Origin of the sequence: Clostridium estertheticum (assembly GCF_011065935.2) — a bacterium.
In the GTDB taxonomy this organism is placed as follows: domain Bacteria; phylum Bacillota; class Clostridia; order Clostridiales; family Clostridiaceae; genus Clostridium_AD; species Clostridium_AD estertheticum_A.
In genome coordinates, this window is sequence record NZ_JAAMNH020000001.1 from 4820350 (window position 1) to 4832781 (window position 12432).

Below are 12432 nucleotides of genomic sequence, written 5' to 3' on the forward strand. Positions count from 1 at the left end.
ACAAAAGTATATATTGCGTAAAATGCGTTGAACAAGCTCTAGCAATATATACTTTTCGTTATAGCATCCTCTTAGAAAAAAGCTTGTACCTTTTATTTAGACTTTTTTAATATTAAGGACTCTTTTTTTCCATTCCATTCTATTTTTACTATCATATCTCTATCAGTGGATTTAGGAAATCCTGTGGGTAGTATCAGCTTGCCCGTATGAACCATGGTATTATCCATTGAGAATTCACCCTCTTCTCCTTCATTTCTAGTATCTATTGAGTATTTTACATCCTTTACCAATTCGCCTTCTTTCCCAGTGTACTTGAGTGTATAATAGGTGTTATGTGAGTTCTCATTACCATCAATTTTATAACCTACATGCCAATTTTGACTGGTGCCTTCATAATTAATTACAACATCTTTAACACCTAATCGCAAATTATTCGCAAGTCTAGAAAGTGCATCATAACTATTTTTATCATTAGGATTATTTCCAATATATGTTAAATATTTATATATAGCTTCTCGCTTTTCAGTAACAGCCTTCCATCTACCATTCGTTGTGCTAATTTCTGTCATACAGAAGTAAAGCTCATTTATCGCGCTAGTTAATTCGTTGTGGTTTTCACTCTTACCATATGAAGTTAAATCTACTATAGATAAAGCTGTATATAAGTTAGAGGCTGCCAATCTATAATAATAATTTTTATCATCATCCTTCATTATAGTATAGTCCTGTGCAAAACAAAATTGAGCCTGGGATAAAGTGAATTTAAATAAATCATTTGCATTTTTTTCTCGCTGCTTTAAACTAAAAAAATTATAGGCCCCAAACAGCAAACTAATTATTAGGGCTATTATTAATAATTTTTGTTTTTTCATTAGAATTCCCCCTTTTAATACCTTATCGTCTTACCTTCATGAGGTACTTAAACTGCTATAATTTTATTGATTCTTTAAATATAATTCCAATATTAATATAAATAACTGCTACAATTACTTAAATAAAAAGCGTTACATTTCCAGATATTAGCATTCTATATTATAACATTAAATCCACATTATTGTATAAAATTAATGTCACCTAATATATTTCAGATATCCCTTTTTATACAGACAAAGTACACAAAAAAAACTTGCCTCAGTATAATCTGATAAGCAAGTCCTTTTGTTTTATTTTAATTAGTTCTTTTCAATTTCTTTCACAGTTTCTATCTTTTCAGTTGGATTATCCATTTCTGTTGCTTCTATATTTTCAACATCAACAACATCTTGTTCCACAATACTCTCTTCAATAATATCGTTACAAACCTCTTCCTTAGTTAGTAACATTAAACCCTTCGAAACTTTTTTATTGACTATACCCACACCTAATATTAAAAATGCAATACCACCATATATACCAATTGGTTCAAACACTCCCGGTAGCAATTGTGATGTCAATAATGCTTTTCTTACTGTAGCAATATCATACCCCTGAGTTACGGCTTGACTAACAGTACTTTTATACAAGAGAATATTATTAACTAATAATGCAACTCCAATCAGTGCCACAACTGAAGCTACAACGAACATGACAATTGAGATAGAAGATCCCTTTGATTTTTTAGATGCGTTTTTTTCTTTAATTCCCATAATAATTTGTCCCCATTTCCGCCCTTAAAGGCTATGTTATAATTTCTAATTAATACATCGCTGATATTATTTTTCAATAACATCTTCTCCCATTAGTTCATATTACTAGATAATTGTTACAGTCCGGTGTCAATATTGTTAACAAATTATAACCATTTAATCTAATCACACATAATTCTGTTCCTTATTATATGAACAGAATAAATAAAAAAATAGGAACCTAAGTCCCTATTCCTTAAACATTATTTACTTTTCAACTTAAATTTTAAACAATTAATAATTGGCACACGCTGATTAAAATATTAACATAATTACAGGTATGAAATTTCTCTGGAGTGACTTGCAATACGAAACGCAGAAGCTGTTGAAATTTATTTAGAAATTCTTCTTTTGCTTACGCAGGAGAAATTTCATACCGTGTATTTTAGCTTAAATTCTCTTACTGTATTATTCTTTTACCTATTACAAAGTTATCCGCGTAATAGCCAGTTAATTCAGATATTTTTATAACATCACCAGGTTTAGGTGAATGCATAAATTTATTATTTCCAATATATATTCCCACATGAGATACTTCAGAAGGTGCAGCTGAATTTGTGGTAAAAAAGACTAAATCCCCATTTTCAAGATTATTTATATTAACAGATGCACCTATATCTATCTGATCCATAGTCGTTCTAGGCAGATTTATACCAAAGTTTTTATAACTATACTGCACAAACCCCGAACAATCGAATCCACCACTTAAATATTGACCAGTAGTGTTGAATTTTGCTGGTGTTGCGCCACCCCATAGATAAGGTGTTCCCAAAAATGTGTTTGAATACGACACTAAATTATTTCCCGTTGTTTTTGTATCATATTGTTTTCCATTTTCAACATATTCAGCTTTGTCTGATGTAGTAGCAACTACGCTTACATAGGATTTATAAATATATCCCCATTCACCAGCATACTTTATTTTATAGAATTCACCTTCACTCCCATATATGTCCACTTTTTCTTTAGGATACTTTTTGCCCATAACAATAACATTATTAGCCAATGAAGCTGATTTTCTTACACTTAAAAAATCAGAGGCTGTAATAGTTCCAACTCCAGTAGATTTCAATGCAGGTGTTGGTACAGGCGTTGGCGCAGGCGCAGGTGCAGTAGGACTGCTTGTACCCTTTTGCCCTGTAACTTTTACATATAATGAACTTATATAACTCGTTTTACCAGAGTAAATTATTTTATAAAAACCATTTGTATCTTCAAGCATTGTCACTTTACTTCCAAGCTTAATAGCCCCCGTCACAGGATAGGTTGGACCAGCTCCAGCCCTTACATTTAGACTACTTGCTGTTATAACTCCATATTTTTCTATGTAATAGGGTTTTATGCTTGCTACAATTTTAGTAGTAGGAGTACTTTCTTCTATGTTTACATATGATGTATGTACGTATCCAGTTTCTCCACTAAAACTTATTTTATAAAAATCCCCCTCTTTTCCAAGGGTACTTATATTTGCATTCTTTGAAAGAAAACCTGTAATAGAAGAGGTCAGTGAAGGTTTTTCCCTAACACGTAATGATGCTGTATTCACTACTCCACTATCAGCGGATGCAATTTGTGAACTTGCCATCGTCAATAACATTACTATAAAAGCTATTCTTTTTTTCATTCGATTACCTTCTCTCTATACTCTAAAATTCAGTTCAAATATATACTATACCTTAACCACTACTTATAATTTTTGTTTTACATCTATATTTCGCCATAATGTGATTTATTAGATGGTCATATGTATGCATTCACCCCCTTTATTTTGATTAGTATTAAAACTCACATTCAAAAACACTAAGGGAAATATGATTAAGTAGTATTTAGTATTATAGCACTTATATGCTAAATAATTCTTGTTTTTATTAAAAAAATGTTATTATTAAAAAGAAACATAAAATATATCAATTCTATATAAATATCATAATTTAGGGGTGGTTAAAATCAACAAATTTATTAAAAGAATAAAATCAACGTTTGGCAAATTGAAGATAATGCTTAAAAATTTAAAGAAGGAAATTGCTGCCTTATATTTGGCCTCTAAAAGAGATGATGTACCTTGGTATGCTAAAGTAGTAATCCTGTTGATAGTTGGCTATGCGTTAAGCCCTATTGATTTAATACCCGACTTTATACCTGTATTGGGATATCTTGATGATATAATTATATTGCCTATTGGAATAATGTTTGCAATTAGACTAATTCCAAAGAATATTATGAATGAGTGTAGAGAACAGTCAGAAAATATTTTCAAAAACGGTAGACCGAAAAATTGGATTGCAGCAAGTATCATTATTTTGATTTGGATGATAATAGTAACTTATATTTCAATAAATTTGTTCTCAATATTTTAGTACATATTATTCATTAATAGGAGCCACTCCTACCTTAAATTTGAAATCTAAAACTTTTGACAATTCATTAATGTCACCTTTAAATGGGAAACATAGTAGTTTATTTTCATTTTCAAAAATCATAAAAAATGGCGGTTGGTTTTCAGGAATTATTATATAAACTTCACGTACAAGCGTATTTAACCATTTCCCATGTACCTTAACAGAAGGATAAAGTGGAATTCTAATAGCATAACCATCATCTGTAAGAGGGTCATTTTTACCATAGATATTATCCACATCCTTTATCCAACTTCCAACCATATTATGGATTTTTGTATTCACTTGAACTACTTTCACTACCTTATCTTGCTTTGGATCAAAAATTTCCGCATATTTAAATCCTTCAGCATAAGTTGGTATTGAATGTATTATCATAATAAATAAGAAAAGAATTATTGCCAATTTTTTAGTCATAAATATCACCTCTATATTAATCTACCCATAATGAATTGTAGTTATGTTCCAAAGATATATTTTAAAATTACATATATTACATCTATCAAGACACATAACAAATAAAAGACTTCATAGGGAGTATAAATCTCCTTGTGAAGTCTTTAATATTTAAACTTAAGCTCCTGGGTCATGTACACATATTTCTTAAATAACCATAGTAAATATTAACAACCTTTGAAATAATTTTTAAGGTTCTCTATCCTCTCATCATATTGCTCATCAGTGAAATATCCCCTTACTTTAAGGTCATTCAAAATTTCAATATATTTTTCATATGCTTCAGGATCTTCTTTTTTATCATTATTATTCTGATATAGATTAATAACCTCTTCCAGTTCAGTATTATTCAATATACCCATATCTCGAAGTTTAATTAGTTCAGAATCCTGGTTATCTTCTATTAATTCTTCCTGGCTATGCAGCAGTGGATTTATTGCTAACCTAACAGCAAAGTAAATGATAGCAAATGAAATTATTATCGATATAAAAAGTCCTCCAAATCCCATATTAACCCTCCAATTCTAATATTTTAAAATCTAACTTATAATATAAGTGTAAAACAAACTTCATGGAATTATACCATTTTTTACATAAATTTGTATATTTCATAAATAAAATCATAAGTTATTTTTAAAAATTATACATTAATATTCCATATCCAATTTAAGGTATTAATGGTATAATTAATTAAATATTCTCTATGGAACTTGTATTTTATCGCACTTTCCCAAAAGGTAGAATATATGATGCGAATAAGTAAAAATAGTGGGTTAAAGGGGGAAGTATATGTTGCTTCTAATATTTATTATTCCTTTGCTAATATGGTTTAATATATATTTATTCAAAGTTTATTACAAATTCATTTTCAATGATAAAGATGATTTCCAAAATTCTGTAAAGTATACTTTAACACCAGATATTTTTTCGTTGTTTAAAGGAGACTACTTTAAAGATAAATTTTCTGAGGCTAAGTTGAGTGGGCTAATATTTTTCTGTATCATAACCATTGTTATTGAAATTTTAATAGTAAAATATTTAATCTGATGTAGATAAGGTACTTTCTCTGCACTGATATTTCAAAATGAGCATAAGAACATAAGTAGGATTTTTTAATAGATATGAGGTTCCTGTTCAATTAGAGGTACAAGATATATATCCTAAAAACACGATAAGTACTACCTTGTAGATAACTGCGTAATAACTATAATTAAAAATTTTTCTAAAATATCTCTTAATATATTGCCTAATAATGAAAAGAGTATTTAAAATAGGTAGAGTTAATCTTAATGAAGGAGATGAAGTTGATGCGAACACATTGCTTTGCAGAAGTTAATGGAACTCGAATCTACTATGAGATGATAGGTGAAGGAGACGTGCTTGTTTTGATTCACAGTGGTTATACTGATTTAAGACTGTGGGATGACCAATTTGAGTTATTTGGAAAACATTTTAAGGTTATAAGATATGATATAAGAGGGTTTGGTAGGTCAAACAAACCAAGTAAGCCATTCTCACAATTCGAAGACCTTAAGGAGTTGCTAAATCACTTAGGGATTGATAAGGTACATTTAGTTGGAGTATCTATGGGAGGAAGCATTGCTATTGACTTCACTCTCCAATATCCAGATTCAGTAGAATGCTTAGTATTAAGTGGCTCTTCGCTAAATGGTTATTTGTATGCAAATGATGAAGCGAGTAGTCAAAGGAATTTGGCAGGAATGTCTATAGTAAAAAGAGATGAAAATTTTAATCAGTCAGTAGAGTTCATGCTTGATAATCCTATGTGGAGACAAAGTAATCTAAAGACTCGACAACGCTTAAAGAATATGTTTATGGATACATCATTAGAATGGGTATTAGATGACTTGGTACAAATAGCCAAACCTCATGCATCAGAAAGACTTTTTGAGATAAGGAAAAGAACATTACTTATAGTAGGCACAGAAGACTCATTACCTATTATAGAAATTGCGAGTGTATTGGAATCAGGTATAACTTCGGCAAAGAAAGTTACGGTAAACGGTACTGGACATTTACCTAATTTAGATAAACCTGAAGAGTTTAATAAAATTGTATTGGACTTTTTACTCAATAAAAAATAGGAAATACAGACAATAAATGTTGAAGCGAATTGTATTAAGTTACTACGTAATATTCTTAAACTTAGTCACAAGAGTATATTACTATGCCTTGCATCAAAAAAATCTTGTAGAAGATAAGTGTAGATAATTTAGGATGGTCTAAGGTGAAATCATGTAGGCTACCGCCTAAAAGATTTTTGAACGAATTTTAAAATAAATAATATTTTATTTTAATATATAGAAAGTTCGCAGCCTATCGGCTAAAAGATTTTGAGGCCGGTCTGTTTCAAAAAAACATTCAACTCACTCACATATTATGTCCCCCCAAGGTTTTACCACTCCTTCTACATAAAAAAAAAGCATAAAATTTCTCCTGCGTGACTTGCAATAAGAAGCGCAGAAACTATTGAAATTCCATTTAGAAATTCTTCTTTTGCGAATATAAAATTCTCGTGTGCTTGCCAGGAAGCATAACAATTGATAATTGTTATATCCCCCTAAGGTTTTACCTCGCAGCCTACATAAAAAAAAGCATGAAATTTCTCCGAAGTGACTTGCAATACGAGACGAAGAAACTATTGAAATTTGATTTAGAAATTCTTGTTTTGCGAATGTAAAATTCTCGTAAGCTTGCCAGGACGGCAAGCTTACGAACCTGAGGCAGGACGCCGAATGTGAGTGTTAGAGAATTTTACATAAGCAAAACATTAGAATTTCTTAATCAAATTTCTAGTTTCAAGTTCGTTTGCAAGGCACTTCGGAGAACCTCTGACACTTTTTTTATTTCTTATCTATGTCTTTCATTTTTTCTAACACATCTTTAAAGCTTTCATCATCCACCTTTACAATAGAATTATCTTTTGGTAGCTCCCTCGGTACAATTACTATTCCTAGTCTTTTGTTTCCAGCCATATTGCTATAACTCATGTCCTTTAGTTCTCCAGATGATTTTTGGATTTTTAAAGACAGTGATTTGAAGTTCCCTTTAATTAAATTCAAAATTTCTTCTTCAGCCTCAATTTTTTTATCATCAATCTGGACTATTAAATCTCCACTTTGAATTCCCATTTCAAAAGCAGGGGATCTAGGGGCTACTTCTAGTACCATAATTCCATCATCGCTACTAACAAATTTAGGTTTTAAAGTGAGCTCCATATGCTTTTCTAAACGTATCATTGCTTCATGCAATGCTGCTGCAAATATCAAAATAAAAAATTGAAAAGCTACCCCAAATACTGCTAATTGCGATATGCCTGTTAGCAGTACGCCATACCCCATTATTAGTGCTCCTGAAAAAAGGGTCTTCTTACCCTTACTTTTAGTAAAAGTAATGCTGCTATAACCAATAACCCCATAAAGAGCAATTGAAGCTATAATTGAATTCTTCAAGATTTTAAGAGCTATAGCCCCCCTTATTGCAGGCATCCACTGCGGAGTCATTAAGCTCTGTCCAGCCACTAGATCTGATGACGCGGAACTTAAAAGTATAAGTATAGCAATTGGTAATGCCCAATATCTTTTTAAGGCAAATCCACCAATAATCTTATTATCTCTATTTGTAAACACGGGAATGGCTCCTCTTGATCCATCTATCATTACTAAACTTCCCTCTATAATATGTAAAACCCCAACCAAAGTCATTAAGGTAAGAATATCTATGTTTATAAAATCTAATTTTGGCATATGTAATATAATAGCTGCATATTTAAAGATTAGGCTGGTTATACCTAAAACTGCACCTGAGTAAGAAAAACAGATAAATCTAGGCTTAAATGCCATAAAAAACAATGACAACATAAACAATAAATAAATATTTGAATTCTCATCAAAAACTAGCCCTAAAAATGTAAACATAAGGCTCGCTACTGCCCCTGCAAGAATTCCTATTACAATTTGAGATATGGTTAACTCAAAAGGTGAATCTAAATTTTCTCCCATTATCATTTTCTGCATAACAGCAATCTTCTTATTTTTATTATAAAAAATTAATCCGATCATTATTAATATAAACGCATTTGAAGGATCTACAATTGCTGACGCAACTGCTTTTAAAGTATGTATTGCAATGTCCATTGAATAAAATTCTCCTTTCAAATTGCTATGAAAAATTATATATTCCCCATATCACCTATGTGTATGCGTTAATCATCCCCTATGATGGTGAAGTCATCTATGGTTCTGAGATGTTGTTAAAAACCAAGTATCCACCAAAATTATTGGTAGATACTTGGTATGTTATTACTTAATTTTACTCTTAGCTATCTCTAATGCTTTTTTGAATTGTGGATCCAAAGTTCTATCATATACTTTCTCTTTAAGTGCTTTTGGATACACCACCTCAATTTCAGGTTTTATTCCAATATGATGTATATTTTCTCCGTTTGGAGTATAATATTTTGATATAGTTACTTTTAATGCAGTACCATCATCAAAACCATCAACACTTCTAGAAAGCATAGTTTGAACAACGCCTTTTCCAAATGTTTTTTCGCCCACTAAAGTACCAACCTTATAGTCTCTAACTGCTCCCGCAAAAATTTCTGAAGCACTTGCACTTCCTTCATCTGTTAATACAGTTAGTGGCATACCTACGGCTAGGCCGCCTACAGACTTATAATCTTTCCTTTTCTTGTTCTTATCTATTGTATAAACTATAACTTTTCCTTCAGGTACAAAATTAGAAGTTAGCTCTACACATTGATCTAAAAGACCACCTGGATTTCCTCTTATATCTAATACTAGACTTTTCATACCTTTGCCTTTTAATTCTGCTAATTTTTTATTGAAATTCTTAGCAGTATTTTCATCAAACATTGTAAGTTGAATGTAGCCAATATTTTTGTCTAACATTTCACCTTTAACTGTTATCAAATCTATTTTAGCACGTTTGACGCTAACTTCAAAAACGCCTTTATCTTTTCTATTAAGCGTTAACTTGACAGCTTCATTTTCCTTGCCTTTCATCATTGTAACAGCTTTTTCTAGTTCTTTTCCTGTGACAGCTATGTCATTAACCTTTTCAATAACATCTCCAGGAAGTATTCCTGCACTTTTAGCTGGTGATGGATCGAAAGGTGCAATTACAACTATATTGTCTTCTTTAACTCCTACTTGTAAGCCAAGTCCAGTATAAGCGCCTACTGCTGTAGCATTAAAATCTGCATACTCTTTTTTGTTCATAAAAACTGTATATGGATCCTCTAATGAATTAGTCATGCCCTTTATAGCACCCTCTACTAAAACATCATCACTGATTTTACCATCGTAGTACTCATATAATTTGTCTCTTACTAAAAATAGTTTTTGGAACTTTAATACTTGTTCATAATCTTCTCTTCCAATTATTACTTTTCCATTGGGAGTTCCTAAGGAAATTTTGTTTGAAACTACTAGGGTTATGGCGTTAGTAACCAGTACTATAACTATAATCCAAATAATTCGTTTTATTTTTTTAGGTTTGTGTGCTCCATCGTTATATTGCACAGTTTTAAACTTATTTTCATCGCCCATTTTATACACCTCTTTGTAATTCTCTATATATTATTTATGTAAATATAATAAATTTATAACACTAACAAGAAAATAAATATATTGTATTTACACAATTAAGAATTTTCTTATGGATATAATACTTCCCATGGCCCCAATAAATATTCCACCTAACATAAACTGCCATAGAGTCGTACTTAATATAAAATGAGGGTTTATTAAATTAACTCCTAATAATACATTTGTATACTTTATGAAAACGATTCTATAAGCGTAATATAGTACTCCTGTAGAAATAAGCGCTCCCGATATACCCAGTAGCATACCTTCAATAATAAATGGCCATCTTATAAACCAATCAGTTGCTCCAACAAATTTCATAATACCTATTTCTTTTTTTCTAGAATATAATGTAAGCTTAATTGTGTTTCCTATTAAGAACAGTGATACACTTATCAAAATTACAAATAGTGCCAGGCCTACAATCTTAAGTGTATTTGTTATTTTTATAATTTTGTCAACAATTTCACGAACATCCTTAATCTTCTCTATACCTTTTAATCCTTCAGCAGCCTTAACTACATTATTTACTATTTCAGGTTTTTCCACACTTACAACATATGCGTTTGGAAAAGGATTCTTTTTTTCAAAACCTTGTACTAAGGATTTACTATCTTCTCCAAATTGTTTCTTAACTTTTTCTAGTGCATCACTTTTATCTTCAAATTTAATTTCTGAAACTCCCTGCACATTGTTAAGGGCTTTTTCAATAGCTGATTTATCGCCTATTGTTAGATCATCCTTAAGATAAATTTTTACCTGCAGCTTAGAACCTAATTCTTCAACCCCTGCATTAACATTAAAAACAATTAGTAGGAATACGCCTAAAATAAATAGAGTAGCTGCCACTGTAGCAACTGAAGCCATACTAACAGTTCTATTTCTTTTTAAACTTCTCAAAGCATCTACAAAATAATATTTAATTGTACTAATCTTCATAACCGTATCTTCCCCTTTGCTCATCTCTAGCTAGAATACCTTTTTCTATAGCTATTACTCTCTTCTTCATAGAGTCTACAATATTCTTTGCATGTGTTGCCATAACTATTGTAGTACCAGCCTTATTAATATCATTTAAAATATCCATGATACCTATTGCTGTTTCAGGATCTAGATTTCCTGTTGGCTCATCTGCTATTAGCAATGTAGGATTATTTACTATAGCTCTAGCAAGAGAAACTCTTTGTTGCTCTCCACCTGAAATCTCATGAGGAAAAGCATTATGCTTTTTAGTTAATCCCACTAAATCTAAAACCAAAGGCACTCTTTTCTTAATATCCCTTGGTGAACATTCAGTAACTCTCAGTGCAAACGCCACATTTTCGTAAATATTCAAAGTATCAATTAATCTAAAATCCTGGAAAACTACTCCAATTTTCCTTCTAAAATAAGGTATCTGGTTTCTTTTTAATTTTGTTATATCAGTTTTGTCTAAAATCACACTACCAGTAGTTGGTTCTATCTCTTTTAAAAGTGTTTTAATAAAAGTAGATTTTCCTGCTCCACTTGGACCTACAAGGAATACAAATTCCCCTTTTTCAATAGTAATATCAACATTCGACAAGGCTATTACATTATTATCATAAATCTTAGTTACTTTCTTAAATTCTATCATTTTTCATTCTCCTTACCACGTTTCTGTAATTCATTTCAGTAAAATCCATAACAACATTATAGCATAAGGACTAGCCCTATAATAAATTTTATTATAAAATTTTCGTGAATATTACTCGAAATACGCTGATTTACTTTTCTAAAAATTCATAAATAATACCCATCTTTATAGTTTCCTATAAAATAAAAATTATGAGGTATTATTGCTATTAATAAATTTGAAATAATACTAAGTCAATTATTGTTGAATAAACTAACATAAATAGGGATACAAAAAATATTACACCAACTAAATTAAATTTTTCATAATACTGCATCCATTTTTCTTCATAATTTAGTGGTTCCAACATTTCGCTTTTTACAAAGCCTATACCTGAAATAGCTAGACCAAAACAAGATATTCTAATAGTTGTTCTATTTACTGAAGCGAGAACCCCTTGAAGATTTAAGGCACCTGAGGCTAACCCACTTATTACGCCAATTAAAGCTCCCAAAATTATAGGAACTAAAAATATCTTTAATGATAATATAAAACAATGTAATAAATCCTTTAAAATTTCTTTCATACTTATTCCACTCCCCATAGTTATTCTTGATGTATTATATCATAAAGCATCACAAAAAACATTATCTCGCAGAATAGTTAGAGGCCCTTATGTATTTATACAT

The 12432-nt window shown here is 30.7% G+C and carries 13 protein-coding genes; 3 read left to right on the plus strand and 10 right to left on the minus strand.

Annotated features, from left to right (window positions below):
* Positions 1-92: 92 nt before the first annotated feature.
* The 3 genes from G9F72_RS22880 to G9F72_RS22890 all read right to left on the minus strand — a co-directional run bounded on the left by G9F72_RS22880 (position 93) and on the right by G9F72_RS22890 (position 3288).
* A complete protein-coding gene (locus tag G9F72_RS22880; protein WP_164959560.1) occupies positions 93-872 on the minus strand; it encodes a hypothetical protein in 780 nt (259 codons plus the stop codon).
* Between the two features lie 300 nt (positions 873-1172).
* Positions 1173-1625: a hypothetical protein gene (locus tag G9F72_RS22885; RefSeq protein ID WP_224676223.1), complete on the minus strand. Its 453-nt coding sequence runs from the start codon at positions 1623-1625 to the stop codon at positions 1173-1175.
* Positions 1626-2064: 439 nt separating this feature from the next.
* Entirely contained in the window at positions 2065-3288 is a 1224-nt protein-coding gene (locus G9F72_RS22890) for an SH3 domain-containing protein (protein WP_164959559.1), read from the minus strand.
* 373 nt (positions 3289-3661) lie between these two features.
* On the opposite strand from G9F72_RS22890, the gene G9F72_RS22895 reads away from it, so the two are divergent.
* Positions 3662-4021, plus strand: a complete 360-nt coding sequence (locus tag G9F72_RS22895) for a YkvA family protein (protein ID WP_164959558.1) — start codon at positions 3662-3664, stop codon at positions 4019-4021.
* 6 nt (positions 4022-4027) lie between these two features.
* Here G9F72_RS22895 and G9F72_RS22900 read toward each other — a convergent pair whose 3' ends face one another.
* Together G9F72_RS22900 and G9F72_RS22905 are read right to left on the minus strand one after the other, a co-directional pair.
* Positions 4028-4477 (minus strand): hypothetical protein, encoded by a 450-nt coding sequence (locus G9F72_RS22900; protein WP_164959557.1) that lies wholly within the window; start codon positions 4475-4477, stop codon positions 4028-4030.
* Between the two features lie 206 nt (positions 4478-4683).
* Positions 4684-5025 carry a hypothetical protein gene (locus G9F72_RS22905; RefSeq protein ID WP_164959556.1) on the minus strand — a complete coding sequence of 114 codons (342 nt, stop codon included), beginning with the start codon at positions 5023-5025 and terminating at the stop codon, positions 4684-4686.
* Between the two features lie 280 nt (positions 5026-5305).
* On the opposite strand from G9F72_RS22905, the gene G9F72_RS22910 reads away from it, so the two are divergent.
* Both G9F72_RS22910 and G9F72_RS22915 read left to right on the plus strand, forming a co-directional pair.
* On the plus strand, positions 5306-5563 hold the full coding sequence (locus G9F72_RS22910; RefSeq protein ID WP_224676224.1) for a hypothetical protein: 258 nt from the start codon (positions 5306-5308) through the stop codon (positions 5561-5563).
* Between the two features lie 242 nt (positions 5564-5805).
* Positions 5806-6621, plus strand: a complete 816-nt coding sequence (locus G9F72_RS22915) for an alpha/beta fold hydrolase (RefSeq protein WP_164959555.1) — start codon at positions 5806-5808, stop codon at positions 6619-6621.
* 759 nt (positions 6622-7380) lie between these two features.
* Here G9F72_RS22915 and G9F72_RS22920 read toward each other — a convergent pair.
* The 5 genes from G9F72_RS22920 to G9F72_RS22940 all read right to left on the minus strand — a co-directional run bounded on the left by G9F72_RS22920 (position 7381) and on the right by G9F72_RS22940 (position 12329).
* Positions 7381-8673, minus strand: a complete 1293-nt coding sequence (locus G9F72_RS22920; protein ID WP_164959554.1) for a PDZ domain-containing protein — start codon at positions 8671-8673, stop codon at positions 7381-7383.
* A gap of 165 nt (positions 8674-8838) precedes the next feature.
* Positions 8839-10110: a S41 family peptidase gene (locus G9F72_RS22925; RefSeq protein WP_164959553.1), complete on the minus strand. Its 1272-nt coding sequence runs from the start codon at positions 10108-10110 to the stop codon at positions 8839-8841.
* Between the two features lie 87 nt (positions 10111-10197).
* Positions 10198-11088 (minus strand): permease-like cell division protein FtsX, encoded by an 891-nt coding sequence (ftsX, locus tag G9F72_RS22930; RefSeq protein WP_164959552.1) that lies wholly within the window; start codon positions 11086-11088, stop codon positions 10198-10200.
* Positions 11078-11764, minus strand: coding sequence for a cell division ATP-binding protein FtsE (gene ftsE / locus G9F72_RS22935; RefSeq protein WP_164959551.1), 687 nt, complete (start codon positions 11762-11764; stop codon positions 11078-11080). Before ftsE ends, ftsX begins: the two co-directional genes overlap by 11 nt.
* Before the next feature lie 208 nt (positions 11765-11972).
* Positions 11973-12329 (minus strand): hypothetical protein, encoded by a 357-nt coding sequence (locus tag G9F72_RS22940; protein WP_164959550.1) that lies wholly within the window; start codon positions 12327-12329, stop codon positions 11973-11975.
* Positions 12330-12432 lie beyond the last annotated feature (103 nt).